Source organism: Bacillus nitratireducens, assembly GCF_001884135.1.
In the GTDB taxonomy this organism is placed as follows: domain Bacteria; phylum Bacillota; class Bacilli; order Bacillales; family Bacillaceae_G; genus Bacillus_A; species Bacillus_A nitratireducens.
In genome coordinates this window covers 274050-300463 of sequence record NZ_MAOC01000007.1, presented here as the reverse complement: position 1 = coordinate 300463, position 26414 = coordinate 274050, and the positions used below count along the sequence as shown (strand labels likewise).

The following is a 26414-nucleotide window of genomic DNA, read 5'->3' as shown; positions in this document are numbered from 1 at the left end:
GAGAGTATGAAATATAAAGGGAAAATTAGTGGGTTATTACTTGGGAACACAGTTGCGATTACAGAATGGATCGCACTTCAGGATGTAATCGCTAAGCTAGATTCGCGATCATTTTTTACCGTCTTTATTATTTATATATTGCAAATGATACTAAGTTGTTATTTTGGACATTGGTACGATAAAAGAGCGAATACGCATGAAAATATTGAAGCAGGAGGAATGACGAACAACGATTTTGTCGTTGATTTTTTCGGGAAAGTAGCTGCTTTATCAGAAAGAGATTCTCGTAATATTACAGTGTATATCCTTTCTGTAAAAGAATGGGATGTATTAAAAGACACAGTGCAAGGAAAAAAATTAGATGAGTTAGTCCAAAGAGTAGAACGTACAATTGTAAAGACAGTTCGAAAGGGTGATGTAGTGACGAGGTGGGATGAAAATAAATATGTTATCGTAGCTGTTGATAATGGCTATGAAAAGTCAACAATAACAAATCGATTAATCAAAAATATTCAAAATGAAATAGCGAATGATTTATTAAATGTCACACTATTATTTGGGGCTGCAAGTTATCCGATAGAAGGGAAAACTTTTGAAGATTTGCTTAGAAAAGCACAAAATCAATTGTATAATTATAGAAATTTGCAAAGTCATGAATGAAATTTTGATTTGAAGAAGTATGATATAAAGCTTTTTTGTAACATTTTTTTGACTTTTGTTACAAGAAAAACTTTTTTTGTAACAAAAGTCTTTAAAAACATATGGAATCAGCATATAATTGTGTGTGGATGTATCAATGCATTTTGCACAATGTTTTCAGTTGAAAAGTGTAGAGGAAAACATTCTCTACACTTTTCCTTTTTAAGAAATTAAAAGAATCTTTATAAGAGTTGCGAGGTCACCTTCGCACTATGTAAAATGGACAAAGAGGTTATTTGGTAAAAAGTGAGAAAGGGAATGGTAGACGTGAGAGGTTATAGATTATCTTTTATCAGGTGAAACATTATAGTGTTTCTTGCAGTAGGTAAGATTACAGTAAATACCTTTATGTTTTAAGAAATTACATAATTTCAAGTGCTAAAATTGTACAAGCAGTATAAATAATTATTGATGATCGTCGTAAAAAAGATGCGAGCGTGAAATAGATAAAGAAGTTACATGTTTTCATGGGATTTTTGGCACGATGATCGTTTACTAATAGGAGGAAAAAGATGTTGAAATATAGTAAATTAGCAATTGTAACTGCATTATCACTGACTTTACTAGCCGGTTGTTTCGGACCGAAACCAGAAGAGGAATTATATGTTGCATTTGAAAATGCTGCAAAGCAAGAAAAAACAATGTTTGAAGATGCGAAGAAACTTGAAACTTTAGAGAAAGAGGGACAAGAATTATATAACCAGATTGTTCAAGAAGGAAAAGATAATAATCAAGCTGTTAAGGAAAAACTGAATCAAGCAGCGAAAAATACAGATGAACGAGAAAAAGTGCTTAAAAAAGAAAAAGAATCTTTAAATAAAGCACAAGAAGAAGTGAAATCAGCAGATAAATATGTGAGTAAAATTGAAGATAAGAAATTGAAAGATCAAGCGGATAAAGTGAAAAGTACATATGAGAAACGACATGATTCATTTAACAAGATGTATGATAGCTATAATAAATCGTTAAAACAAGAAAAAGAATTATATACAATGTTACAAGATAAAGGTACGAAATTAAAAGATATTAGTGAAAAAGTAAAAGTAGTAAATCAATCTTATAAGGATATTGAATCAGAAAAAGACAAGTTTAATGAATTTACGAAATCTTATAATACAGAAAAAATAGCTTTTTATAAACAAGCAAATATTAAAATTAAAGAAGAGAAAAAATAAAACAGTTTGGCCTAATATAGGCCAAACTGTTTTATTTTTTTGTATAGGTACGGCTATACCATGGAACTGGTTCGCTTAATTTTTTTTCTTGTTTTAATGCTTCAGGACCAATATAATCTTGCAGTGTTTTTTTTGCTATTGTTAAAGATAAGGTTGTTTTCGGATTTCGGTAGGAGGATTCAAGGTGACCAAGATGCGGTAGGGTGCGAAAATCATCTTTCGTAGGAGGGATATGGAAAAAATAATCACCTAAACGTATAAGAACATCGGATTGTTGTTGACTAAAACGTGGATTTCTAGAAAAATGTAATCCTTCTTTGATAGCCTTCTTTTCAGTAATTAAGCGTTCTAAAGCAGTCTTTTTTAACCAGTATAAGTACTTAGGATTAGTTGCAGCTTTAGCATGACGATTCACAACGAAAATAGATTGAGCTAGTCTATTAATAGAATGTTGGTTATGTAATTGAGATTGTGGTTGTGAAGGTTTCATATTGAATCTCCTTTCAAGTTTTCCTTATTATAGCATAAATAAAATGGGTTTTTATTATATGCAAAAAGTAATTGTATATATTTTCAATATTAAAGCAATATTGTTACAAAAAACAACTATTTTGTATAATAGTAATAGAATATGTTTCAGAAATTTGATAATGAAAGAGTGAGAAGGTTGAAAGAAATATTAAAACAACAATATGCCATTATAGACATTGGTTCTAATACAATGCGCTTAGTTATTTATGAAAAGCAAAACGGAGGTTTTTATAAAGAGATTGAAAATACGAAAGTGGTCGCTAGGTTAAGAAATTACTTAGTAGATGGTGTATTAAGTGAAGAAGGAATAGAAGTATTGTTACAAACATTATTTCAATTTCAAGAAAGTACACGATTTCATAAGTTGCATCATGTGCTTTGTGTCGCAACGGCAACAATTAGACAGGCAGAGAATCAAGATGAAATTAAAAAACTTGTTGAAGGACAAACAGATTTTACTCTTAGAGTTTTATCAGAATATGAAGAAGCGCGTTACGGTTATTTAGCAGTTATGAATTCTACTTCATTTTCAGAAGGAGTTACAGTTGATATTGGTGGCGGAAGTACGGAAGTTACATATATTAAAAATAGAGAGATTTTAGAGTACCATAGTTTTCCTTTTGGTGCGCTTTCTTTAAAACAACAATTTATTAAAGGTGATATTCCTACTAAAGATGAATTAGAGGGAATTCAAGAGTATTTAGAATGTCAATTTCGAACGTTACCATGGTTGATTGATAAAAAATTGCCTCTTATCGCAATTGGTGGTAGTGCGAGGAACTTAGCGAAAATCCACCAAAATTTAATAAGCTATCCTATAGCAGGAGTACATTTATACAAAATGAAAGAAGAAGATATTGAAAATGTAAAAGGTGAATTGGAAAAACTATCATTTATCGAACTTCAGAAAATGGAAGGATTGGCAAAAGATCGAGCTGATACAATTGTTCCAGCGGTTGAAGTATTTCATAAGCTTGTGAATATTATAGAAGCAACGGCATTTGTATTAAGCAGAAAAGGATTAAGAGAAGGTATTTTCTATGAAGAGTTAACGAAAGATTTAGGGATTTCATATTATCCGAATGTAGTTGAAGAAAGCTTGCATTTATTATCACACGAATATGAAATGGATATGGAATTTGTTATTCAACTTATCAAACATGGAAGGGTGATTTGTCAACAGCTTGAAGAAATAGGACTTATTTCTGTTTCAATAAAAGACTGGGAAGCATTCCATCAAGCAGCGAAAGTATTTAACATCGGAAAATATATAGACGAAGAAGCGAGTCGTTTACACACGTTTTATTTATTGGCGAATAAAACAATTGACGGCATGATGCATAAAGACCGAGTTAGATTAGCGCTTATTGCCTCGTACAAATCAAAAATGTTATTTAAACAACATTTAGCTCCATTTGAAGGTTGGTTTGAGAAAAGTGAACAAAAAAAAATTCGGTTATTAGGAGCTGTTTTGCAATTTTCAGCTGCTTTAAATGTGAGACAAAGATCGCTTGTTGAAACGATATCTATAACAGAAAGTAATGAAGGATTAACATTTAGAATTGTATGTGAGCAATCGGCGTTAGCAGAAAAAGTGCAAGCTGAAAAGCAAAAAAAGCAGCTGGAAAGAGTATTGAAAACGAATATTAACTTATCATTTGAATCAAAACGTTAAGTTGTACGGATGTCTTTACAAAAAATTAACACTTTGGAATATTGTAATTTGATAAAATAAAAGTAACTAAATTATAGTAAAAAAGTTTCAAAGGGAAGTGTGAAGAGAATGGAATTGCTAAAGGGGAATTTAGTAAATTTAAATGATACAGCTTATTATAATAACCGTGAGTTGAGCTGGCTAGCTTTTAATGAACGTGTACTACAAGAGGCGCAAGATGAAAATAATCCACTTTTAGAAAGATTAAAGTTTATTAGTATTTTTAGTTCAAATTTAGATGAATTTTTTATGGTGCGCGTAGCAGGTTTGAAAGATCAAGTAAGTGCCGGATTTAATCAGCCAGAAAATAAAGCGGGTTTAACACCGAAGAAACAGTTAAATAAGATTGCGATAAAAGCTCATGAGTTAATGACTGTACAGTATGACACGTTTAAAGGTTATGTATTGCCAGCGCTTGAACTAGAGGGGATTGAGCGTCTAACATTCCATGATTTGACGAAAGAGCAGAGAGAATTTATAGAAGAATATTTTGATGAACAAATCTTTCCGGTATTAACTCCTGTAGCTATTGATGCGTATCGTCCATTTCCAATGTTATTAAATAAAAGCTTGAATTTAGCTACTATTTTATATGATGAGAAGCAAGCAGAGGAAGAAAATCGTACGAAGTTAGGAATTGTCCAAGTGCCTTCTTTACTGGAGCGTTTCATATTTTTACCGAGTGAAGGGCAAAAACATAAATTTATTTTATTAGAAGATGTAATTAGTGGTTTTACTCATAAATTATTCACAGGATATAACGTATCACCCGTTACTCGTTTCCGTATTACACGTAATGCGGATTTAACAATCCATGAAGAAGGTGCACGCGATTTATTAAAAGTAATTGAAAAAGAACTGAAAAAGCGTAAGTGGGGAGCTGCCGTTCGTTTAGAAGTTGGTAAAGAACACATTGATGAAAGAGTGTTAGCGTTATTGTATGAGGTGTTGGAAGTAAAAGATGAAGATGTGTACATGATGGATGGACCGTTAGATTTAACATGTTTATTCTCCTTATATAAAAAATTAGCGCCTTTATATGAACATCTAGTATATCCGGCTCTTATTCCCCAACCTCCTCAAGATTTAGGTGATGAGGAAGATGTATTTGAAAAAGCGATAGAACATGATATTTTATTACACCATCCCTTTGAGTCGTTTCAGCCAGTCGTTGATTTTGTCCGTGATGCGGCAGATGACTCGAATGTACTTGCAATCAAACAAACATTATATCGTGTAAGTGGAGATTCTCCAATAATTCAGGCGTTGAAGATAGCAGCTGAAAAAGGGAAACAAGTGACGGTATTGGTTGAGTTAAAGGCGAGGTTTGATGAAGAGAATAATGTTCATTGGGCTAAAGAATTGGAACAGGCCGGATGTCACGTTATTTACGGAGTAAGTCACTTGAAAACGCATAGTAAAATTACGTTAGTTGTAAGAAGAAGAAACGGAAAAATTGAAAGGTTTGTACATCTTGGAACCGGAAATTATAATGATGCAACGGCGAAGTTATATACCGATTTTGGATATATTACATCGCGAAAAGACTTTGGTATAGATGCAACAAATTTCTTTAATTATTTGAGTGGCTATACAACGAAACCGCATTTTCATCATTTATCTGTTGCACCATTTGATATAAGAGAGCAATTTATGGATTTAATAGATGAGGAAATCCGTTACCATAGACAATATGGAAATGGATATATTATCGCTAAGATGAATTCGTTCACAGATAAGCCGTTAATAAAAAAAATGTATGAAGCATCGCAAGCTGGGGTAAGGGTAGAGCTCATCGTTAGAGGGACATGTTGTTTAAGACCTGGGATTCCAAATGTAAGTGAAAATATTCGTGTAGTTAGTGTTGTGGGAAGATATTTAGAACATAGTCGTATTTATTATTTCCATCATAATGGAGATGAGAAAATATACTTATCTTCAGCTGATTTGATGACACGAAATATGGAAAAACGAGTAGAAATATCTTTCCCAATTTTAGATATTGAAATGAAAGCGAGAATAAAGGCAATTTTACAGCTTACTTTAGCTGATAATGTGAAAACACGTGAACAAAATAAAGATGGTGACTATTATTATATTATTGATAGTGGTGCAGAAGAAATTGATAGCCAAGTGAGTTTATTTAAAATGGCTTATCAAAATACAGATGCTGAATAGTGGGAATATAGTAAAAACCTCTTAGTGCAATTAAGAGGTTTTTACTTTTTTTCTCTACTCATATGTTCCTAAAATGGAAGAATGAGTAGAGAGAATAGTTTTTATTATAAGCGTGTGATGAGTCGGTTCCTTGAGAGAATAAGATTTGAAAGAATCGCTTTTTTTAATTAGTAATAGTATGGTTGCTGACAAGGCCCTCCGTAGCAAGGAAAGGGTGCTGGTGGTGGGAAAGGTGGTGGATAAGGCGGATAAAACGGTCTAGGGCCGAAAGCTAATGCTCCGCCGAGTAATCCTCCAGCAATTCCGGCTAGAAATGGAACACCGAAAAATGGAAAGAAGCGTGAGTCGCCTGCTGGGCCAATAGGTGCTGAACGAACTGGGATTGGTTGATAATATGGATACATGAACAAACCTCCTTTATTGGACTCATTTTTATCATATGGTAGACCAAGCGTGGATGAGCGAGTACAAGAAAGGATAAGTAAGAAAATAGGCGAATTGTTACGAATGTTGTAGGGTAAAGAGTGTAATTTCGGGTTTTGACATAAAGCGGAATGGGACACGTGTTCTTCCAATACCTCGATTGACATAGAGAGTCAAATCCTGAATGTTATAGAAACCTTCAATATATTGTTTTGCAAGCGACGGAGTAATAATAGCACCTAAAAAAGGGATTTGTACTTGTCCGCCATGGCTATGACCAGAAAGTTGAAGGTTGATTGGATATGTAGCGATTTGTGGCGCGATATCTGGTTCGTGAACGAGAACAATTGTATAAATATTTTGATTTGCGTGCTGTAAAGTTTCCGCTATTTTTGGTTTACCTAGTAGTACATCATCGAGCCCGAAAATGGAAATTTCACTATTATCCAGTAAACGAATTCGCTTTTCACTATTTTGTAAAATTTCAAATCCCGATTCACGCATGATGTGATCATAGTATTCAGTTCCATATCCTCCATGGTCGTGGTTGCCATAAATAGAAAATTTACCGAAAGGTGCTTGTATATTCTTTAAAATGGATGCCACAAAAGGAGCCTCGGTATATGTTTGATAATCATCAATGAGGTCACCAGTAAAAAGGACAATATCTGGCTTTGCAGCATTGATTTTGGAAACAATTTGAGATAAATGTTGGAGAGAGAGATAGTATCCTAGATGTAAATCGCTAAATTGAAGAATTTTCATACCATGAAAACTTTCTGGTATGAGTTGTGATGTAAGTGTGTGTTGGGTAAAAGAAAGCAAATAGGGTTCTATATATTTAGCATAATAATAGCCGATGCTAGCGGTTATAAATGAATATAGACAAGTGCGTATTCCAGCTTTTAAAAAATTTCTTCTTGTAATTTTTTTCATATACAGGTTACTTGAATCTCCTTTCAGTTTTTTAAAAATATATTTTAAATATAAAAAAAATAGTATAGATTACGAAAAAAGGAACAAAAAGAAGTCTCTTCACGTTAAAATATCAGAAAATATTAAAAATATAAAGATTTCTGTTAAATAAAATGATAAAATGAATGTGTATTCATTTTTTGGAGGGGATGTATGTGAAAGAGAAGGTAGTTATTATAACAGGTGGATCAAGTGGAATGGGAAAAGGAATGGCGACTCGTTTTGCGAAAGAAGGGGCACGAGTAGTTATTACAGGACGTACAAAAGAAAAATTAGAAGAAGCAAAGATCGAGATTGAACAGTTTCCGGGGCAAGTATTACCTGTACAAATGGATGTACGAAATACTGATGATATTCAAAAGATGATTGAGCATATTGATGAGAAGTTTGGACGAATTGATATTTTAATAAATAATGCAGCTGGAAACTTTATTTGTCCAGCAGAGGACCTATCTGTGAATGGCTGGAATTCGGTCATTAATATTGTATTAAATGGTACATTTTATTGTAGCCAGGCTGTCGGAAAATATTGGATTGAAAAAGGTATAAAAGGAAATATCATTAACATGGTGGCAACATATGCATGGGATGCAGGGCCAGGAGTTATTCATTCAGCAGCAGCTAAAGCGGGTGTATTAGCAATGACTAAAACGCTTGCTGTTGAGTGGGGACGTAAATATGGGATACGAGTTAATGCTATCGCACCAGGGCCGATTGAACGTACGGGCGGTGCCGATAAATTATGGATTTCAGAAGAAATGGCTAAGCGTACAATACAGAGTGTCCCACTTGGTAGGTTGGGGACACCAGAAGAAATCGCGGGTCTAGCTTATTATTTATGTTCAGATGAAGCTGCATACATAAATGGAACTTGTATGACAATGGATGGTGGCCAACATTTGCACCAATATCCATTTTAAAAGGATGAAAAATGTGACAGAATTGTGACACGTGAGAGAAAGGTGTTTACAAAGGGGAATATATACGGTATATTTAAGACCTCTTTTTTCTTCATAGTAGAATTGCTAATTCCCCTTAGCATTTTACCCCTCTAATCCCTTCAGGAAAACTGAAGGGATTTTTTATTATTTTTCCGTAAATATCGTGTTATAATTTTTGAAAAGTAAAGGGAGGGAAGCACGTTGATAGATGCATTAGATGTAATGAGTAACTTGGATAAAGTCCTTCCTTATTATCAAGCTATTTTTAGTGCTGATGAGCATACAGTAATTGGATATGAAGTTGTAGGACGTATTCAAACAGAAGAGGGCATACAAAGTTTAGCATCTTTCTTCCATGATGATTCTATTCCGAGTGAGTTCCAACTGGAAGCGGATAATATCATAGTAGAAAAAGCGTTAAATAGGTATTTAGAAACAGATCAAAAATTATTATTATTTATACATCGGAATGCCAATGTATTAATGAATGATGAAGATGAAAGTTTACTTCAACTTTTATTGATGTATGAAAAACAAGGTTTAAATTTGAACCACATTGTTTTAGAGATTACAGAACATGAATGTAAAGAAGATATCGAGCAATTTAATCATTTGCTGATGTATTATCGTACATATGGTATTCAAATTTCGATTAATAAAGTTGGAACGGGTACAAGTAATTTAGAACGTATTAGCGTGTTAGCACCGGATATTTTAAAAGTAGATTTAACAAACCTAAGGCAAACTGCACTTTTACAATCTTATCAAGATATTTTATATTCCTTATCTTTACTTGCTAGAAGAATTGGTGCGACATTGTTATATGAAGAGATTGATGCTTTTTATCAACTACAATATGCTTGGAAAAACGGTGGTAGATATTATCAAGGTAATTATTTGAAAGAATGTTTACCTGATTTTATTGAAACGAATGTTTTAAAAGAGCGACTTGGTAATGAATGTCATCAATTTATTCTGCATGAGAAGAAAAAGTTGCAAAAAATTTATAATTTAACAGAGATGTTACGTGATCGAATTGGTGATGTTCTGTCAAAACAAAAAAAGAATGAAGATATAAATGACTGGTTATTACAATTTAGCCAAAGTGTATCACAATGTAGTTTTCGGATATTTATTTGTAATGAAGATGGTTTCCAGCAATCAGGTAATGTTATGAAAAAAGATGGGGAATGGATTGTGATGCCAGAGTATTATATGAAAAACTGGAGTTGGCGTCCGTATTTTCTCGAGAATATCATGAAAATGCGTTTTGAAAATAAGGCGCGACTTTCAGATTTATATGCCGATATTGAAACTGGTGAAATGGTACGAACATTTTCTTTCCCGATTGATGATGAAAACTTTTTATTTATAGATTTATCTTATGAATATTTATATGAAGAAGATGTTTTATTTTAATGCACGAAGTGATTCGTGCATTTTTTTGTTTGTTTTTATCATAAATTGGTAATAGTGAAAATAATAATGAAAATGCTGTCTATCATTGTAAAGATTTTACGAACGAAATCATCCCTGTTTTTGCATAATCATTGTTACAATGAATACTACAAAGACAAGCTCTTTTAAAAGGAAGGTGAAAAAATGAGGAAATATGGAATATGGTTTGTTCTATTTATATGTGTTGCCTTTCTAGTTGGCTATAGTGTCACAACTGTTTTAGGGAAAGAAGAAGTGAAAGTGGATCGGAAAGAAGTGTTTACAACGATACAAAAAGGTTATGAGACGCAATTTTCAATTCGAGGGAAACAAATACCAATGAATAAGATGATAGAGACGTTATCACCATATTTTACAAATAATTTCCTTCAAGTTTTTACGGATGAAAACAGTAGAAATGAAAAACAAAGTGGTGAGTATTTACTTCCAGCAAAAGAAGCTCCGTTTTCCTTTAATTCAGAAACAAAAATGTCATATGATGAGGAACATAAAAATTTATACGTCTATGAACGGGCAAAAAGTGGACAATATCAAATTGTGACATTACAAAAGGATAATGGGAAATGGAAATTAGCAGGGTATCATGAAAGTCAGGAACTTTTGGCTGAAATAAAAAGGTTACAACAATTATGAGAATAGGAATAGGTTTCTCCCTATTCCTATTCTATACCAAGTAGCTGTTGTAATTTTTCAATTTGAAAACCTGCGACAACTTCTCCGTCAATTACAACTGTTGGAGTTGAATAGGAGTCATAGTCATATAAAAGACGATTGCGTGCAGCGGCGTCTTTTTTTACGTCAAATTCTTCATACACAACGTCATTATGTTTTAAAAATTCTTTCACAATGGTACAAGGCGGACAATCAGGCTGTGTATAAACCTCAATTTTTTTCATTGTAATTCCTCCCTTTTTCTGTGTTTTATTATATTCTGTCAGTATAAAAAGAGCAATAAAGAAGGAAAAAGATATTCTTTCTTCTTTTTCCTTCGTATTTCGACAAATTTTAGTTGAGTTTCTGTCCAAGAACCTTTATCCTAGACTGTGGAACATTTTTTCTGTTATGACGGATAGAATGAGTATAGCTGTAAAACCTATTGGTAGGAAGATCAGAGAAAGGAGAGATTTCATGTCTCTACTCCAAGGAATTTTAACTCGACTTGTTAGTCTACAAGAACAAGCTGAAAGCGGTGAAGTAGCACAACGCTATTTTGAAGTGAACGGTGAGCGCAAATGTAGCGTGAAATTTTTCGATAAAAGTGAAATGTATGAGTTAGAAGTGTATCAACAAGGTGAAAAACCTCAAGTGTATCAATTCGACAACATCGACATGGTTGCAATTGAGATTTACGACATCATTTCTTGATACATATAAAAAAGGTACTGCCATTTGGCAGTACCTTTTTTAGTTATATTAATTAATAGGCTATACAGGTAGTGGAAGTCGCAATCAAATAAAAGAATTTCCACAAATGTATATGTATAGGAATTTTTTATTTTTCCTACAATGATAGTAAATAGTAATAGGAGGTGAAAAGGATGGAACGCTTACCGATTGTTATTTGCCCTAATTGTCATAGTCATGCTGAAATGAATCATGTATTAACTGCTCAGTCTAATCAAAATGTAATTTATACGTGTAGGTTTTGTCAGTATGTAATCCGAAATATTGAAACGAATAAAGGGTAGTGAGTTATAATTTTTGTTTTTGTCCCATACAATGAGAATACGAAAAGTCTGTCTAATTGAAAGGACGTGACTATGTGGACGGTGAACATACATTTTATAATGTTTCTGAGAGACATTTGAATTTTGATATGGTATTTAACCGCATTTGTAGTTTCATTGAAAAGGATCCGCGAAATTTATATCGCTTATCTATTGGGACAGACTCACAAGCGCATCAAAAGGATACGAGGTTTATTACAGCGATACATATTCATCGGGTTGGAAAAGGAGCATGGGGATGTTTGCATCACAAATCAGTAAAAAATAAGCCAGCAACTTTGCGAGAGAAAATATATTTAGAAACGCAGTTTAGTCAAGAAGTTGCCTGTCTATTTACTCCAAATCATATACAAACAATCTGGGATTTATTGCACCCATACGCTCAAGATGGAGCGGGATTCATAATGGAAATTCATTTAGATATTGGGAATGATGGTTTAACAAAAGAATTTATTTTAGATATGACGAAGAAAATTCAAGCGATGGGATTAACAGCAAAAATTAAACCGGATGCTTATGCGGCGTTTAGTTATGCGAACAGGTATACGAAATAATGTAAAATGGTTTCTATATATTCGCAGTTATTAAATACCTTTATTAAAAACTGAATATTACATCTATTAAATAAGTTGAAAATTTTATATAATAATAGTGATGATGTGAGGGCAAGGAGAGGGACATATGGAAAAGGAATTTGTTTTAACGAGAGAAGAAGAAGATTTATTGTTGGATATTCTGTTTCAGCAAAATTATGCGAGCGAAATTTTAGCGGTGGAGCTCACAGACATTGAGAATGGTTTAAAACAGACAGATGTGACAAAATATAAAAAAATCACAAGATTGTTTTACCGATTAAAAAATAAAGGGTATTAAGCGCTACCGGAATGGTAGTCTTTTTTTTATGTTGTATGCTAAAATAGCTGTGTATCTTTTTTATTAGAAGAATGTCAGGACAAAATAATAATATGAAAACGCTATCATAAAATGTGAATAGGATCAGAGAATATAAGCAGGAAAAAGGGAAAATGGGGGGATGTAACATGATTAGTATTCCGAAAGATGAGTTTCAACAAATTCTTGTGAAGGATTTAATGATTTCATCAGAAAAAGTAGCACATGTCCAGATAGGGAATGGTTTAGAACATGCTTTACTCGTTCTTGTGAAATCTGGATATTCGGCGATTCCTGTTTTAGACCCTACGTATAAATTACATGGGTTGATTAGTACTGCTATGATTTTAGATGGTATTTTAGGATTAGAGCGCATTGAGTTTGAAAGACTTGAGAATATGAAAGTGGAACAAGTGATGAAGGAAGAGATTCCAGTTCTTATGTTAGAAGATTCCTTTGCAAAAGCTTTAGAAATGACAATTGATCATCCTTTTATTTGCGCTGTCAATGAAGAAGGTTACTTCGAGGGTATTTTGACACGTCGAGCTATTTTAAAATTGTTGAATAAAAAAGTGAGACAGCATAATCGATAATATAGGAAAAGTGACTTCATAGAAAAGGAGAAGTCACTTTTTTTCGTGCATATCAGTTGTGTATGTATTATATTTAAAAAGACATAAAACATAAGAAAAGTTTGAACTAACAAACCGTTCTAATGTATAAAATTATTCAATTAAATTAAAGATGAAATGCTTATTAAAATTAGGTGTATGGAAGCTAAGGAAAGAGGGAGAAAGTTGCAAATCGATGATTTTCAAATGATGGTTGTGTTAGCTCAGGAATCAAATATGAGAAAAGCGGCGGAACGTTTATTTGTTTCCCAACCTGCGCTTAGTCAACGATTACAATCTATGGAGAAACAATGGGGAATGAAATTTTTTATTCGTTCACAAAAAGGATTGACAATTACACCTGAAGGGGAAAAAGTTGCAAATTATGCAAAAGAAATGTTACAAAAAGAAGAGGATATTAAAAGTGAACTGGCTCTTTTTAGAACGGAAACATATGGTACGCTAAAAATAGCCGTTGCGTCAGTCATTGGTCAATATTGGCTTCCACCTGTTTTGAAAAAATTTGTGCATAAGTATCCTTCTGTGAAGATATCTCTGTTTACTGGCTGGAGTAGTGAAGTGCAAAAGCAATTTTATGAAGGAGACGTTCACGTCGCCATATTAAGAGGGACACAAGAATATAAAGGTCAGAAGCAACAATTATTTGAAGATGAATTATACTTAGTTGATAAAGAAATAAAAGATATTTCAATGTTAAAAGAAACAAATAGACCTTTTATTCAATTTAAAAGTGATTCGACCTACTATGGACAAATACAAAATTGGTGGTATGGATTATTTTCCAATCCACCTAAGCGAACGATTGTAGTTGACCAAATTGAAACGTGCAAACAGCTTGTTTTAAATGGTATAGGCTATGCTCTTTTACCTTCGACTGTTTTAAAAGAAGTGCAGGAAAACATGTATAAAACACCTGTTCAATTAACGAGAGAAACATGGTTATTGACGAGTGACTCGGCAAGGCAGTTGAAGCAAGTGCAAGCATTTTTAGAAATTATAGAAGAAATTCAAATGGAAAAATAAGATTATTGTCTTGCTACTCGCCCTATCGTTTGGTAGAGTAACATTATAAATGGATTTAGGAGGCAACAAGAATGAAAATGATGGACGCTAACGAAATTATTTCGTTTATTCAAAAGAGTGAAAAGAAAACTCCTGTAAAGGTATACATAAAAGGGGATTTAAAAGAAGTAACATTCCCTGAAACAGTACAAGCATTTGTAAATAAAAAATCTGGTGTATTATTCGGAGAATGGTCTGAAATTAAGACAATTCTTGATGAAAATAGCAAGAACATTGTTGACTATGTAGTTGAGAACGATCGTCGTAATTCTGCAATTCCAATGCTTGATTTAAAAGGTATTACAGCTCGTATTGAGCCAGGCGCAATTATTCGTGACAATGTTGAAATTGGTGACAACGCTGTTATCATGATGAATGCAACAATTAATATCGGTGCTGTAATTGGCGAAGGTACTATGATCGACATGAACGCAGTGCTTGGTGGACGTGCAACAGTTGGTAAAAACTGTCACGTAGGTGCAGGTGCTGTACTTGCGGGTGTTATTGAGCCACCTTCTGCAAAACCAGTTATCGTTGAAGACGATGTTGTAATTGGTGCAAATGTAGTTGTTCTAGAAGGTGTTACAGTAGGTAAAGGTGCAGTTGTAGCAGCGGGTGCTGTTGTAACAGAAGATGTGCCTCCATATACAGTTGTTGCGGGAACTCCAGCACGTGTAATTAAAGAAATTGATGAGAAGACAAAGGCAAAAACTGAAATTAAACAAGAGCTTCGTCAATTAAACCCAGGGAAATAAAAAAACAAAAAGCGTAAGAGCATGAATGTGCTCTTACGCTTTTTATAGATGGAGGTGTAAAAATGACAGTAAGTAAGTTTGTCCAAGTTCGTAGAGATTTACATAAAATTCCGGAAATCGGATTTAAAGAGTGGAAAACACAACAGTATATTTTAAATTATATAGGAACGCTCTCTAATGAATATTTGGAAGTGAAAACATGGAAAACAGGTGTAATTGTTAAAGTAAATGGGAAAAATCCGGAAAAAATAATAGGTTATCGTGCAGATATAGACGGTCTACCAATTACAGAGGAAACGGAATATGACTTCTCTTCTATCCATGAAGGAATGATGCATGCGTGTGGGCATGATTTGCATGCAACAATTGGTTTAGGCCTTCTAACAGCGGCTGTAAGCGAAAGAATAGACGATGATCTTGTGTTTATATTCCAACCAGCTGAAGAGGGTCCAGGTGGTGCACTTCCTATGTTAGAAAGTGAAGAGTTAAAAGAATGGAAACCGAATATGATTCTTGGGCTTCATATTGCGCCTGAATACCCTGTGGGAACAATTGCTACAAAAGAAGGTTTATTATTTGCGAATACATCAGAGTTATACGTTGATTTAAAAGGAAAAGGTGGACATGCTGCATATCCGCATACAGCAAATGATATGATTGTTGCAGCGAGTCATCTCGTTACACAACTACAATCAGTTATTAGTCGTAATGTGAACCCTCTTGACAGTGCGGTAATTACAATTGGGAAAATCACTGGTGGCACAGTCCAAAACATCATCGCAGAAAAGTCTCGTTTAGAAGGAACGATTCGAACGTTATCAGTGGATTCAATGAAACGTGTTAAAAGCCGAATTGAGGCAATTGTTGCGGGAATAGAAGCTGCTTTTCAATGTGAAGCTGTTATTGACTACGGAGCGATGTATCACCAAGTGTATAACCATGAAGAGTTAACGAGAGAGTTTATGCAATTTACTCGTGAACAAACGAATATAGATGTAATTACATGTACGGAGGCAATGACAGGTGAAGACTTTGGTTATATGCTTCGAGAGATACCTGGATTTATGTTTTGGCTGGGAGTAAATTCAGAATATGGTTTACATCATGCGAAATTAAAACCAGACGAAGAGGCTATTGAGAAAGCGATTGTATTTTTAGACCAATATGTGAAGTGGAAGGGAAATCGAAAGTGAACTTCCACGCTAATTGTGCAACAGTTTAGAGTGGGAACTTCTTAGTTCCGAGACGAAAATATCTTTCGTATTTGTTAGTGTTAGACATTTTCATACAAATGAGTAAAGTTACATTTGGCGTTTTAATAATGAGCAGGGGTTTTTTAGCCACTGCTCATTATTAATTATTGCTAATAGAAAAGATAATTATTTAACTACCTATATATGTTTACTTTTAGTATGAAAAGTGTGTAAAATCAATGTGATACATAGAAAAAAGGGTGGGGAATTACGTGCAAATTAGCAGTGCGATTTTATGTTTCGTCTTATATGCATATGTTATTATTGCGGCGGTTTATTTTGGGATAAGTTTTTACGCCTATCGTTTAGCGAATAATAGTGAATATGAAGAAACATACAAATGGGTGAAAAGATATTTGTCACCTGTACTAGAAATTATGAATGGATTTGTTCTTTTTTTATTTATTGGATTAATTGCTTTCTCAACGAGCTTAGTAGGGAATAAGACTGCATTATTTGTGCTAGGTATCATTATTTTTATGCTATTAGGAATTCGGATTGGTAATACGGTATTTTGGAATGAAAGAAAAGTAGATGGTTGGACGGGAATGCTAATTCCATGTATGTTAGCTGCAATCGTGACGAATATAGAACATGAATATTATGAATTACATTTTTGGCTTATCATTGTTTTAACAATCCTTTCTGTTTTGTATATAAGTACTGTCGTGCTAACATACATTGCAAACGAAAAAGGCGATGCAAAAGGTACGCGATTCTTTAGAGGGCGTGCATTATTATGGAGTGTGCCGACGATGGCAGTTATAGGAATTATTGCGATATTAGTAAATGGATATCAATTTACTAATTGGCAACTGTTTTTAGAAACTTGGTGGATTTTTATAGTTTCGTTTATAGCTTTTTTAGGCGCAACACATTATTTATTCCATCAACATCATTATATATTGGCATTGTTATTCGCATTTACACAACTGTTATTTGCTTTTTTCGGACAAGAAACGTTATTGTTCGTTTTTGAAACATTTAGTTCATTTGGAAATATATTTGTATTCGGTATGTTAATTTTCAGTATCGCATTTTATTTACAACAGTATTTTTATATGCAAAAACAAAAATAAGAGTTTTATACAGGTTTTTGTAGCAAAACTAAAGTATGTTACAATAAAAGTACATAGTATTTGATATTATTGGAGGAATTCCTGTGGGCGAAAAAGAGAAAGAATTTGCTGTCATTGGGCTTGGGCGTTTCGGTGGAAGTATTTGCCGTGAACTCGCTCAATTAGGTATGGAAGTAATGGCAATTGATTCAGACGAAGATAAAATTAATGAGTTTGCAAATATAGCTTCGCATGCCGTAATTGCAGATTCAACAGATGAGATGGTATTAAAAAGTCTTGGTATTCGCAATTTTGATCATGTAGTCGTTGCTATTGGAGATAATTTAAATTCAAGTATTTTAACAACGTTAATTTTGAAAGAATTAGGTGTGAAAAATATTACTGTGAAAGCCCAAAATGACTACCATGAAAAAGTGTTAAGTAAAATAGGGGCCGATCATATTGTGCATCCAGAACGAGATATGGGAAAAAGGATTGCAAATAATATTGCATCAAGTAATGTGTTAGATTACCTAGAGCTTTCAGATGAGCATAGTATTGTAGAGATTATTGCAAATAAAAAAATCGATGGACACTCTTTAATTGAATTAGACATTCGTGCGAAGTTTGGTTTGAACATTGTAGCAATTAAACGTGGAAAAGAAGTTATCGTATCTCCTCGAGCTACAGAAAACATTCAAGCGGGAGATATATTAATTGTAATTGGTCATGACGATGAAGTAGATCGTTTTAAGCATTTTTTAAGATAAGAGAAAAGGACAATGCCGAGGAGGCATTGTCCTTTTCTTATATTTCCATAATGATTGGTAAAATCATTGGACGGCGTTTCGTTTTTTCGTATAGGAATGGTGCTAATGTGTCTGTAATCTCATTTTTAATTTCAGACCATTGTGTTGTTTTTCGCTCCATTACTTTTTCTAAATGTGTTGTAATTAATGTTTGAGCATCGTTGATTAAATCGCTGCTTTCACGCATATAAACGAAACCACGCGAGATGATATCAGGTCCTGCTGCAACTTTAAATTCTTTCATATCAATGCTTACAACTACAATAACAAGTCCTTCTTCAGAAAGAATGCGACGATCACGTAATACGATATTCCCGATATCTCCAATACCATTTCCATCGATATAGACAGAGCCAGATGGGATTTTCCCAGCTACGCTTGCTTCATCAGAACGTAAAGCAAGAACATCTCCATTATCCATAATGAAACAATTTTCTTCTGGAATACCACAATCATTAGCTAATTTCATATGCATACGCTGCATACGATACTCACCATGAATTGGCATGAAATATTTCGGCTTAATAAGACGTAACATTAACTTTTGTTCTTCTTGTCCACCGTGTCCACTCGTATGAATATTTGAGAGTTTACCATGGATTACATCAGCGCCAGCACGGTACAACATGTTAATTGTACGACTTACACTAATTGTATTGCCTGGGATTGGTGAAGAAGAGAAAACGACTGTATCGCCAGGGATAATTTGAATTTGACGATGTGTACCATTGGCAATACGTGAAAGTGCTGCCATAGGCTCCCCTTGACTACCTGTACATAAAATAACAACTTTATTAGCTGGTAGGCGGTTTAGCTGAGATGTGTCTATGAATGTATCCTTTGGACATCGGATATAACCAAGGTTTTGCCCGATTTCAATAGCTGCTTCCATACTTCGACCAAATACAGCTACTTTACGATTATTTTCAACAGCGGCCTCAACAACTTGTTGTAAGCGATGGATATTCGATGCAAAGGTTGCGAATATAATACGACCTTCTACTTTGCGGAATATATCTTGAATACTATCACCAACACGGCGCTCAGACATCGTAAAGTTTGGTACTTCACTGTTTGTACTATCAGATAAGAGACAAAGTACACCGTCTTTTCCAATTTCAGCCATTTTTGTTAAATCTGCTGGCTCACCGACTGGTGTGAAATCGAATTTGAAATCACCTGTATGAACGACTTGTCCTTGAGGTGTTTTCACAACAACTCCGTATGAATCTGGAATACTGTGAGTTGTACGGAAGAAGGAAACAGATGTCTTTTTAAATTTAATAACATCATCTTCTTGAATTTCATAAAGTTTTGCTTTACGAAGTAATCCGTGCTCTTCTAATTTGTTTTTTATTAGGGCAATTGCTAATTTTCCGCCGTAAATTGGAATGTTTACTTGACGTAATAGATAAGGAATTCCACCAATATGATCTTCGTGACCATGTGTAATGAATAACCCTTTAATTTTATCTTCGTTTCGCACAAAATAAGTGTAATCTGGTATTACATAATCGATCCCGAGGAGTTCGTCTTCTGGAAATTTAATTCCAGCGTCAATTATAATAATTTCATCTTGAAATTGAACAGCATATGTATTTTTACCGATTTCACCAAGACCACCAAGGGCAAAAACGGCAGCTTGATCATTTTTTAGGAATTTCATATGACTATACGATCTCCGCTAATATTAAATCAGCGTTTTGTTTTTCATATTCAAGATGAGCACCAGTAACAGACTGAACGAACTCGATATTATATGCGAACTTATTTAATTTTTTACGAACATCCTTTTGAGACGTAGCCTCTAAATATAAAACTTTTGTATTTTCACGTACTGGGACCTCAGTTAATTTTTCTTGATAAAATACTTTAAAAATCATTGGGAAAACCTCTCCTTGTCTATGTTTTGCATTATCTGTTACTTATTATAAAGCAAACAGTCATGATTTTCATGTTTTTTCGAACGAGAATGAAGAAAAAGCCCGAAATGGGCACAATTTAAGCGATTGTCTTCTTGCGGACTAAATCGTTTAAATAACGCTTGAGCTTTTTCTTCAGCTTCTTCAGCATGATTACTCCTTCCTTTCCTTATTTTAAACATGCATGTTACTAATGATAACTCCGTCTCCCGTACAAGAAAGAAGATTAGAAGTGAATAGTGAATCTTGTTCTTTTTAGTATAGTGTAAGTTATCCTGTAGTAACGATTAGTAGCCGTTAGTTATAGATATAGTATGAGGAAGAATAGAAAAGAAAATTCATCCGAACAAGTATCCACATTTTTTTACTAATATTATATGCACATTTCATAAATAAGGTCAGAAAGTGAACGCTTTCTTCACAGATGTTTAATATGTTATACTTTTTTTTGAAATTTGAAAAGTGATAATCAAAATAGGAATATAGAGTGCCAGAAAGGATTTTGACAAATGAATGATAAAATTGTCTTTTTTGATATTGATGGAACATTATTAGATCATGATAAAAAAATTCCGCAATCTACACGTGATGCAGTAAAAGATTTACAAGAAAAAGGTGTGCACGTAGCGATTGCGACAGGGCGTGCGCCATTTATGTTTGAAGATATTCGTAAGGAACTCAATATACATAATTATGTTAGTTTTAATGGACAGTACGTTGTATTTGAAGGTGAGACAATATTTAATAATCCGTTACATCCAGCGGCTCTACATAAGTTTACCCAGTTTGCAAAACAAGAAGGATATCCACTTGTATATCTTGACCATCAAGAGATGAGAGCGTCAGTGGAATATCATGATTATGTAAAAGAAGGTTTTGGAAGCTTACAATTTGATCATCCGGCATATGAACCTGATTTTTATGAGAAACGTGATATTTATCAAACGCTTCTTTTCTGTGAAGTAAATGAAGAGGAAAAGTTTATTAATCAGTATCCGGATTTTCATTTTATTCGTTGGCATGCGTATTCAATGGACATCATTCCAAATGGTGGTTCTAAGGCAAAAGGAATTGAGAAGTTCATTGAAAAATTAGGATTTAACCGTGAACAAGTGTATGCATTTGGGGATGGCTTAAACGATTTAGAAATGATTGAAGCAGTAGGCACAGGTATTGTGATGGGAAATGGTCATGATGACTTGAAAAAGCTTGCAAATTATGTGACAAACGATGTAAGTGAAGACGGTATATATCATGGATTAAAATGGGCTGGATTGTTATAAGTGAATATGGAACCCATTTCAGATAATAAAAAGGCGGAAGGTTAACTTCCGCCTTTTTATTATTATCGCTCTAGAGGTTTTGAATCATCGGGAGCCGCAAATGGATTGTCTTTATTAATATGATCATAGAACATAACACCGTTTAAATGGTCTATTTCATGTTGGAATACAATTGCTGGTAAACCTTTTAATCGTAGTTTTACGTCTTCACCGTTAATAGTTGTTGCTTTTACTGTAATTCTTGTGTAACGAGGGACATAACCAGGTACTTCACGGTCTACAGATAGACAACCTTCACCATTTTGTAAATATGTACGTTCAACAGAATGACTAATGATTTTTGGATTAAATAATGCGTAGCTATATAACGTACCGTTCGTATCAGTTACATGAACCGCAATCATTTTCTTTGAAATACCAATTTGCGGAGCTGCTAATCCGATTCCGGGGCGTAAATTATATTTTTCAGCCATTTCAGGGTCCTGGCTATTTATTACAAACTCAATCATTTCTTTAAGGGTATTTGTATCTTCCTCGCTAGCAGGTAAGGAGACCTCTTCTGCGACGTCACGCAAAATCGGATTTCCTTCACGAATTACCTCATTCATTGTAAGCATATGTAATCTCTCCTTTCTTCTTTAGTCTACCAAAGGAGATAAAAAAAGTCATCGGCAAGTAAGGAAGAGCTACGTGGAAACAAATCTTCTATAGATAAGTTATATAATAAAAAGAAAAGACGGCAAAGCCGTCCGTTTCTTTCCATAGTTGTTTCATTTTACATTAGCGAATGCAAGCAGCACCAACAATAATTAAAAGGATAAACAACACAACGATTAATGCAAATCCGCGTCCAGATCCGCCACAAGAACCGCCATAACCGTAGGAAGGATATGAGCAAGTTGTTGGATAGCAATATGAGTATCCGTACATGAGATGACCTCCTTTATCATTTCCCGCTAATACTGCGGTTACAATAATGTATGGAAGAATGGTCAGAAATGTATAGGTATTTACCTATAAAAGGAAGAAGTGTTTGTATAATTTTATTGAGAAGAGAGAAAAACTAAAGAGAATTAAATCGTTTACATATTATTCTAAGAGAAAAAATAAGTTAAAAAGGGAATAATATAACAGTAGGTTAATGCCTACTAATACAGATGTGAAAAATAAAAACACGTTTGTGTGGAGGAAACCTGCATATTATTTATAAAAAAACGTATTCAAAGTAATTGACATCGTAATTAGAATAGTTGTAAACTAAAAAACGTGATCAAGATTGTATTAATATGTTTTTGAAAAAACATTAGTACAGATTGTTAGGTACACAAAATTATTCTCAACCGACAGACAAATTTGTTGGTTTACATTGTTGCGTTTTCAGTCTAGCTAATAGATAGTGAAAGCGTTTCAGAATATGGTTCAAGAGAGGAAGAGGTGAACGGAATGGGTACTAAAACAAAAAAGACCCTATTTAATGTTGATGAGCAAATGAAAGCTATCGCAGCTCAATTTGAAACATTACAAATTTTAAATGAAAAAGGCGAAGTTGTGAATGAAGCAGCTATGCCTGAATTATCAGATGATCAATTAAAAGAATTAATGCGCCGTATGGTGTATACTCGCGTACTAGATCAACGTTCTATTTCTTTAAACCGTCAAGGACGTCTAGGTTTCTACGCACCAACTGCTGGACAAGAGGCTTCTCAATTAGCAAGTCATTTCGCACTTGAAGCAGAAGATTTCATCTTACCAGGATATCGTGACGTTCCACAATTAGTGTGGCACGGTCTACCATTATACCAAGCATTCTTATTCTCTCGTGGACATTTCATGGGTAACCAAATGCCTGAGAATGTAAATGCACTTGCTCCACAAATCATTATCGGTGCGCAAATCATCCAAACTGCTGGTGTTGCGTTAGGTATGAAATTACGTGGTAAAAAATCTGTTGCAATTACTTACACTGGTGACGGTGGTGCTTCACAAGGTGACTTCTACGAAGGTATGAACTTTGCGGGTGCATTCAAAGCTCCAGCAATCTTCGTTGTACAAAACAACCGTTATGCAATCTCTACTCCAGTAGAAAAGCAATCTGCAGCTAAAACTGTAGCACAAAAAGCAGTAGCAGCAGGTATTTACGGAATTCAAGTAGACGGTATGGATCCATTAGCTGTATACGCAGCAACTGCTTTCGCTCGTGAGCGTGCAGTAAACGGCGAAGGCCCTACTTTAATCGAGACTTTAACATTCCGTTACGGTCCACATACAATGGCTGGTGATGACCCAACTCGTTACCGTACAAAAGATATCGAGAACGAATGGGAACAAAAAGATCCAATCGTACGCTTCCGTGCATTCTTAGAAAACAAAGGCCTATGGTCTCAAGAAGTTGAAGAGAAAGTAATCGAAGAAGCAAAAGAAGATATCAAACAAGCAATTGCTAAGGCTGACCAAGCTCCAAAACAAAAAGTTACTGATTTAATGGAAATCATGTACGAAAAAATGCCTTACAACTTAGCTGAACAATATGAAATTTACAAAGAAAAGGAGTCGAAGTAAGCCATGGCTCAAATGACAATGATTCAAGCAATCACTGATGCTTTACGCGTTGAAATGAAAAATGACCCTAACGTACTTGTGTTTGGTGAAGACGTTGGTGTAAACGGCGGTGTATTCCGTGCTACTGAAGGTTTACAAGCTGAATTCGGTGAAGATCGTGTAATGGATACTCCACTTGCAGAGTCTGGTATTGGTGGACTTGCAGTTGGACTTGCATTAGAAGGTTTCCGTCCAGTTCCAGAAATCCAATTCTTCGGTTTCATTTATGAAGTAATGGATTCAGTTTCTGGTCAATTAGCTCGTATGCGTTACCGTTCTGGTGGACGTTGGACTGCTCCAGTAACAATTCGTTCTCCATTCGGTGGTGGCGTTCATACTCCTGAACTACATGCTGATAGCTTAGAAGGATTAGTGGCTCAACAACCTGGTCTAAAAGTTGTTATTCCATCTACTCCATACGATGCAAAAGGTCTTTTAATCTCTGCGATTCGTGACAACGATCCAGTTATCTACTTAGAGCATATGAAATTGTACCGTTCATTCCGTCAAGATGTACCAGAAGGCGATTACACAATTGATTTAGGTAAAGCTGATATCAAACGTGAAGGTACAGATGTATCTGTTATCGCTTACGGTGCTATGGTTCATGCTGCATTAAAAGCTGCTGAAGAACTTGAAAAAGAAGGTATCTCTTTAGAGGTTGTTGACTTACGTACAGTTCAACCATTAGATATCGAAACAATCATCGCTTCTGTTGAAAAAACAGGCCGCGTAGTTGTAGTTCAAGAAGCTCAAAAACAAGCTGGTATTGCAGCTAACGTTGTAGCGGAAATTAACGACCGTGCAATCTTAAACTTAGAAGCTCCAGTTGTACGTGTTGCAGCTGCTGATACAGTATTCCCATTCTCTCAAGCTGAGAGCGTATGGTTACCAAACCATAAAGATATTGTTGAAGCTGTTAACAAAGTAATGAACTTCTAATTTTTAGTTTTTCATGTGCAAAAGAAATCAGCACATGCTGGTTTCTTTTGTACATATTCCATAATAATGAAATGAATCAGGGGGCTGAATTCCGTGGCATTTGAATTTAAACTACCAGATATCGGTGAAGGTATCCACGAAGGTGAAATCGTAAAATGGTTTATTAAACCAGGTGACGAAGTAAACGAAGACGATGTACTTCTTGAAGTACAAAATGATAAAGCAGTAGTAGAAATCCCTTCTCCTGTTAAAGGTAAAGTACTTGAAGTACTTGTAGAAGAAGGAACAGTTGCAATTGTAGGAGATACATTAATTAAATTTGATGCTCCTGGATACGAAAACCTTAAATTTAAAGGTGACGATCATGATGAAGCTCCAAAAGCTGAAGAAGCAGCAGTAGAAGCTCCAGCAGCGGAAGCTACTCCAGCAGCAACTGCGGAAGTAGTAAATGAGCGTGTAATCGCTATGCCATCTGTTCGTAAATATGCTCGTGAAAAAGGTGTAGATATTCATAAAGTAGCTGGTTCTGGTAAGAACGGCCGCGTTGTGAAAACTGACATCGATGCATTTGCAAATGGTGGACAAACTGTAGCAGCAACTGAGGCTCCAGCAGCAGTAGAAGCTACTCCAGCAGCAGCGAAAGAAGAAGCACCAAAAGCACAACCAATCCCAGCTGGTGAATATCCAGAAACTCGTGAGAAAATGAGTGGTATCCGTAAAGCGATTGCGAAAGCAATGGTTAACTCTAAGCATACAGCTCCTCACGTAACATTAATGGACGAAGTAGATGTAACAGAACTTGTTGCTCACCGTAAGAAGTTCAAAGCTGTTGCAGCTGACAAAGGTATTAAATTAACTTACCTTCCATACGTTGTAAAAGCTTTAACATCTGCATTACGTGAATTCCCAATGTTGAATACTGCTTTAGACGATGCTTCTCAAGAAATCGTTCATAAACATTACTTCAACATCGGTATCGCAGCTGATACAGACAAAGGTCTATTAGTACCAGTTGTTAAAGATACAGATCGTAAATCTATCTTTACTATCTCTAACGAGATCAATGAACTTGCTGGTAAAGCACGTGACGGTCGTTTAGCTCCAGCTGAAATGAAAGGTGCTTCTTGCACAATTACAAACATTGGTTCTGCAGGTGGACAATGGTTCACTCCAGTTATCAATCACCCAGAAGTAGCAATCCTTGGTATCGGCCGTATCGCTGAGAAACCAGTTGTGAAAAATGGTGAGATCGTTGCAGCTCCAGTATTAGCATTATCTCTAAGCTTTGACCATCGTTTAATTGACGGCGCAACTGCTCAAAAAGCATTAAACCAAATTAAACGTCTATTGAATGACCCACAATTATTAGTAATGGAGGCGTAATAACA

The 26414-nt window shown here is 34.7% G+C and carries 29 protein-coding genes; 21 read left to right on the top strand and 8 right to left on the bottom strand.

Translation table 11 applies throughout. The features are described from left to right. Positions 1 to 6 precede the first annotated feature (6 nt). Positions 7 to 660, top strand: a complete 654-nt coding sequence (locus BAU23_RS02950) for a diguanylate cyclase domain-containing protein (protein ID WP_000875437.1) — start codon at positions 7 to 9, stop codon at positions 658 to 660. A 551-nt stretch (positions 661 to 1211) separates the two neighbouring features. Then, complete coding sequence (locus BAU23_RS02945) at positions 1212 to 1874, top strand: YkyA family protein (protein WP_000922480.1); 663 nt, start codon at positions 1212 to 1214, stop codon at positions 1872 to 1874. Between the two features lie 31 nt (positions 1875 to 1905). Here the strand turns inward: BAU23_RS02945 and BAU23_RS02940 are convergent, their stop codons facing one another. After that, positions 1906 to 2364, bottom strand: coding sequence for a YkyB family protein (locus BAU23_RS02940; protein ID WP_000804854.1), 459 nt, complete (start codon positions 2362 to 2364; stop codon positions 1906 to 1908). 141 nt (positions 2365 to 2505) lie between these two features. Here BAU23_RS02940 and ppx point away from each other — a divergent pair, with 141 nt between their 5' ends. Together ppx and BAU23_RS02930 are read left to right on the top strand one after the other, a co-directional pair. Beyond that, complete coding sequence (gene ppx / locus BAU23_RS02935) at positions 2506 to 4080, top strand: exopolyphosphatase (RefSeq protein WP_071733476.1); 1575 nt, start codon at positions 2506 to 2508, stop codon at positions 4078 to 4080. Positions 4081 to 4188: 108 nt separating this feature from the next. Beyond that, positions 4189 to 6297: a polyphosphate kinase gene (locus BAU23_RS02930; RefSeq protein ID WP_000421690.1), complete on the top strand. Its 2109-nt coding sequence runs from the start codon at positions 4189 to 4191 to the stop codon at positions 6295 to 6297. Positions 6298 to 6464: 167 nt separating this feature from the next. On the opposite strand, the gene BAU23_RS02925 is transcribed toward BAU23_RS02930, so the two are convergent. Together BAU23_RS02925 and BAU23_RS02920 are read right to left on the bottom strand one after the other, a co-directional pair. Further along, the gene (locus tag BAU23_RS02925; RefSeq protein WP_000283735.1) at positions 6465 to 6701 is read right to left on the bottom strand and encodes a hypothetical protein; all 237 of its coding nucleotides are present in this window, start codon (positions 6699 to 6701) and stop codon (positions 6465 to 6467) included. A 97-nt stretch (positions 6702 to 6798) separates the two neighbouring features. Then, positions 6799 to 7656 carry a metallophosphoesterase gene (locus BAU23_RS02920; protein WP_071733473.1) on the bottom strand — a complete coding sequence of 286 codons (858 nt, stop codon included), beginning with the start codon at positions 7654 to 7656 and terminating at the stop codon, positions 6799 to 6801. Between the two features lie 194 nt (positions 7657 to 7850). Here BAU23_RS02920 and fadH point away from each other — a divergent pair, with 194 nt between their 5' ends. The 3 genes from fadH (at position 7851) to BAU23_RS02905 (ending at position 10727) form a co-directional block, all read left to right on the top strand. Then, positions 7851 to 8615 (top strand): 2,4-dienoyl-CoA reductase, encoded by a 765-nt coding sequence (gene fadH / locus BAU23_RS02915; protein ID WP_000660900.1) that lies wholly within the window; start codon positions 7851 to 7853, stop codon positions 8613 to 8615. Positions 8616 to 8837: 222 nt separating this feature from the next. Continuing rightward, positions 8838 to 10055, top strand: coding sequence for an EAL domain-containing protein (locus tag BAU23_RS02910; RefSeq protein WP_000564312.1), 1218 nt, complete (start codon positions 8838 to 8840; stop codon positions 10053 to 10055). Between the two features lie 183 nt (positions 10056 to 10238). Beyond that, a complete protein-coding gene (locus BAU23_RS02905) occupies positions 10239 to 10727 on the top strand; it encodes a DUF3993 domain-containing protein (RefSeq protein ID WP_001233796.1) in 489 nt (162 codons plus the stop codon). 26 nt (positions 10728 to 10753) lie between these two features. On the opposite strand, the gene BAU23_RS02900 is transcribed toward BAU23_RS02905, so the two are convergent. After that, positions 10754 to 10990, bottom strand: coding sequence for a glutaredoxin domain-containing protein (locus BAU23_RS02900; RefSeq protein ID WP_000717868.1), 237 nt, complete (start codon positions 10988 to 10990; stop codon positions 10754 to 10756). Positions 10991 to 11222: 232 nt separating this feature from the next. Here BAU23_RS02900 and BAU23_RS02895 point away from each other — a divergent pair, with 232 nt between their 5' ends. The 10 genes from BAU23_RS02895 to BAU23_RS02850 all read left to right on the top strand — a co-directional run bounded on the left by BAU23_RS02895 (position 11223) and on the right by BAU23_RS02850 (position 18242). Continuing rightward, positions 11223 to 11459, top strand: a complete 237-nt coding sequence (locus BAU23_RS02895) for a YkuJ family protein (RefSeq protein WP_000055151.1) — start codon at positions 11223 to 11225, stop codon at positions 11457 to 11459. Positions 11460 to 11632: 173 nt separating this feature from the next. Next, positions 11633 to 11782, top strand: a complete 150-nt coding sequence (locus tag BAU23_RS02890) for a hypothetical protein (RefSeq protein ID WP_000440501.1) — start codon at positions 11633 to 11635, stop codon at positions 11780 to 11782. Positions 11783 to 11856: 74 nt separating this feature from the next. After that, entirely contained in the window at positions 11857 to 12375 is a 519-nt protein-coding gene (locus BAU23_RS02885) for a ribonuclease H-like YkuK family protein (RefSeq protein ID WP_000348522.1), read from the top strand. Positions 12376 to 12502: 127 nt separating this feature from the next. Beyond that, positions 12503 to 12694 carry an antirepressor AbbA gene (abbA, locus tag BAU23_RS02880; protein WP_000409964.1) on the top strand — a complete coding sequence of 64 codons (192 nt, stop codon included), beginning with the start codon at positions 12503 to 12505 and terminating at the stop codon, positions 12692 to 12694. A 167-nt stretch (positions 12695 to 12861) separates the two neighbouring features. After that, the gene (gene cbpB / locus BAU23_RS02875; RefSeq protein WP_000623577.1) at positions 12862 to 13305 is read left to right on the top strand and encodes a cyclic-di-AMP-binding protein CbpB; all 444 of its coding nucleotides are present in this window, start codon (positions 12862 to 12864) and stop codon (positions 13303 to 13305) included. Positions 13306 to 13482: 177 nt separating this feature from the next. Further along, on the top strand, positions 13483 to 14367 hold the full coding sequence (locus tag BAU23_RS02870; protein WP_002077049.1) for a LysR family transcriptional regulator: 885 nt from the start codon (positions 13483 to 13485) through the stop codon (positions 14365 to 14367). A gap of 71 nt (positions 14368 to 14438) precedes the next feature. Next, entirely contained in the window at positions 14439 to 15161 is a 723-nt protein-coding gene (gene dapD / locus BAU23_RS02865; RefSeq protein ID WP_000783246.1) for a 2,3,4,5-tetrahydropyridine-2,6-dicarboxylate N-acetyltransferase, read from the top strand. 62 nt (positions 15162 to 15223) lie between these two features. Then, entirely contained in the window at positions 15224 to 16354 is a 1131-nt protein-coding gene (locus tag BAU23_RS02860; RefSeq protein ID WP_000218684.1) for an N-acetyldiaminopimelate deacetylase, read from the top strand. Positions 16355 to 16626: 272 nt separating this feature from the next. Then, positions 16627 to 17493, top strand: a complete 867-nt coding sequence (locus BAU23_RS02855; protein ID WP_001167314.1) for a hypothetical protein — start codon at positions 16627 to 16629, stop codon at positions 17491 to 17493. Between the two features lie 83 nt (positions 17494 to 17576). Then, on the top strand, positions 17577 to 18242 hold the full coding sequence (locus BAU23_RS02850) for a potassium channel family protein (protein ID WP_000504032.1): 666 nt from the start codon (positions 17577 to 17579) through the stop codon (positions 18240 to 18242). Between the two features lie 37 nt (positions 18243 to 18279). Here BAU23_RS02850 and rnjA read toward each other — a convergent pair whose 3' ends face one another. Together rnjA and BAU23_RS02840 are read right to left on the bottom strand one after the other, a co-directional pair. Further along, entirely contained in the window at positions 18280 to 19947 is a 1668-nt protein-coding gene (gene rnjA, locus BAU23_RS02845; protein WP_000670372.1) for a ribonuclease J1, read from the bottom strand. Positions 19948 to 19951: 4 nt separating this feature from the next. Continuing rightward, on the bottom strand, positions 19952 to 20164 hold the full coding sequence (locus BAU23_RS02840; protein WP_000576436.1) for a DNA-dependent RNA polymerase subunit epsilon: 213 nt from the start codon (positions 20162 to 20164) through the stop codon (positions 19952 to 19954). A 548-nt stretch (positions 20165 to 20712) separates the two neighbouring features. Here BAU23_RS02840 and BAU23_RS02830 point away from each other — a divergent pair. Beyond that, positions 20713 to 21486 (top strand): Cof-type HAD-IIB family hydrolase, encoded by a 774-nt coding sequence (locus tag BAU23_RS02830; protein ID WP_000998263.1) that lies wholly within the window; start codon positions 20713 to 20715, stop codon positions 21484 to 21486. Between the two features lie 62 nt (positions 21487 to 21548). Here BAU23_RS02830 and def read toward each other — a convergent pair whose 3' ends face one another. Further along, positions 21549 to 22103 (bottom strand): peptide deformylase, encoded by a 555-nt coding sequence (gene def / locus BAU23_RS02825; RefSeq protein WP_000957073.1) that lies wholly within the window; start codon positions 22101 to 22103, stop codon positions 21549 to 21551. Between the two features lie 163 nt (positions 22104 to 22266). Continuing rightward, complete coding sequence (locus BAU23_RS02820; RefSeq protein WP_000274565.1) at positions 22267 to 22416, bottom strand: YjcZ family sporulation protein; 150 nt, start codon at positions 22414 to 22416, stop codon at positions 22267 to 22269. A gap of 513 nt (positions 22417 to 22929) precedes the next feature. On the opposite strand from BAU23_RS02820, the gene pdhA reads away from it, so the two are divergent. The 3 genes from pdhA (at position 22930) to pdhC (ending at position 26409) form a co-directional block, all read left to right on the top strand. Further along, positions 22930 to 24045, top strand: coding sequence for a pyruvate dehydrogenase E1 component subunit alpha (pdhA, locus tag BAU23_RS02815; RefSeq protein WP_000536893.1), 1116 nt, complete (start codon positions 22930 to 22932; stop codon positions 24043 to 24045). 3 nt (positions 24046 to 24048) lie between these two features. After that, positions 24049 to 25026 (top strand): pyruvate dehydrogenase complex E1 component subunit beta, encoded by a 978-nt coding sequence (gene pdhB, locus BAU23_RS02810; protein ID WP_000068162.1) that lies wholly within the window; start codon positions 24049 to 24051, stop codon positions 25024 to 25026. A 93-nt stretch (positions 25027 to 25119) separates the two neighbouring features. Further along, positions 25120 to 26409, top strand: a complete 1290-nt coding sequence (pdhC, locus tag BAU23_RS02805; RefSeq protein WP_000863416.1) for a pyruvate dehydrogenase complex dihydrolipoyllysine-residue acetyltransferase — start codon at positions 25120 to 25122, stop codon at positions 26407 to 26409. Positions 26410 to 26414 lie beyond the last annotated feature (5 nt).

Bases quoted from the DNA above. Each gene is read 5' to 3' on its own strand.
- BAU23_RS02950 (WP_000875437.1), top strand. From the start codon at position 7: ATGAAATATAAAGGGAAAATTAGTGGGTTATTACTTGGGAACACAGTT.
- BAU23_RS02945 (WP_000922480.1), top strand. From the start codon at position 1,212: ATGTTGAAATATAGTAAATTAGCAATTGTAACTGCATTATCACTGACT.
- BAU23_RS02940 (WP_000804854.1), bottom strand. From the start codon at position 2,364: ATGAAACCTTCACAACCACAATCTCAATTACATAACCAACATTCTATT.
- ppx (WP_071733476.1), top strand. From the start codon at position 2,506: ATGTTTCAGAAATTTGATAATGAAAGAGTGAGAAGGTTGAAAGAAATA.
- BAU23_RS02930 (WP_000421690.1), top strand. From the start codon at position 4,189: ATGGAATTGCTAAAGGGGAATTTAGTAAATTTAAATGATACAGCTTAT.
- BAU23_RS02925 (WP_000283735.1), bottom strand. From the start codon at position 6,701: ATGTATCCATATTATCAACCAATCCCAGTTCGTTCAGCACCTATTGGC.
- BAU23_RS02920 (WP_071733473.1), bottom strand. From the start codon at position 7,656: ATGAAAAAAATTACAAGAAGAAATTTTTTAAAAGCTGGAATACGCACT.
- BAU23_RS02905 (WP_001233796.1), top strand. From the start codon at position 10,239: ATGAGGAAATATGGAATATGGTTTGTTCTATTTATATGTGTTGCCTTT.
- BAU23_RS02900 (WP_000717868.1), bottom strand. From the start codon at position 10,990: ATGAAAAAAATTGAGGTTTATACACAGCCTGATTGTCCGCCTTGTACC.
- BAU23_RS02895 (WP_000055151.1), top strand. From the start codon at position 11,223: ATGTCTCTACTCCAAGGAATTTTAACTCGACTTGTTAGTCTACAAGAA.
- BAU23_RS02890 (WP_000440501.1), top strand. From the start codon at position 11,633: ATGGAACGCTTACCGATTGTTATTTGCCCTAATTGTCATAGTCATGCT.
- abbA (WP_000409964.1), top strand. From the start codon at position 12,503: ATGGAAAAGGAATTTGTTTTAACGAGAGAAGAAGAAGATTTATTGTTG.
- cbpB (WP_000623577.1), top strand. From the start codon at position 12,862: ATGATTAGTATTCCGAAAGATGAGTTTCAACAAATTCTTGTGAAGGAT.
- BAU23_RS02870 (WP_002077049.1), top strand. From the start codon at position 13,483: ATGGAAGCTAAGGAAAGAGGGAGAAAGTTGCAAATCGATGATTTTCAA.
- dapD (WP_000783246.1), top strand. From the start codon at position 14,439: ATGAAAATGATGGACGCTAACGAAATTATTTCGTTTATTCAAAAGAGT.
- BAU23_RS02860 (WP_000218684.1), top strand. From the start codon at position 15,224: ATGACAGTAAGTAAGTTTGTCCAAGTTCGTAGAGATTTACATAAAATT.
- rnjA (WP_000670372.1), bottom strand. From the start codon at position 19,947: ATGAAATTCCTAAAAAATGATCAAGCTGCCGTTTTTGCCCTTGGTGGT.
- BAU23_RS02840 (WP_000576436.1), bottom strand. From the start codon at position 20,164: ATGATTTTTAAAGTATTTTATCAAGAAAAATTAACTGAGGTCCCAGTA.
- BAU23_RS02830 (WP_000998263.1), top strand. From the start codon at position 20,713: ATGAATGATAAAATTGTCTTTTTTGATATTGATGGAACATTATTAGAT.
- def (WP_000957073.1), bottom strand. From the start codon at position 22,103: ATGCTTACAATGAATGAGGTAATTCGTGAAGGAAATCCGATTTTGCGT.
- BAU23_RS02820 (WP_000274565.1), bottom strand. From the start codon at position 22,416: ATGTACGGATACTCATATTGCTATCCAACAACTTGCTCATATCCTTCC.
- pdhA (WP_000536893.1), top strand. From the start codon at position 22,930: ATGGGTACTAAAACAAAAAAGACCCTATTTAATGTTGATGAGCAAATG.
- pdhB (WP_000068162.1), top strand. From the start codon at position 24,049: ATGGCTCAAATGACAATGATTCAAGCAATCACTGATGCTTTACGCGTT.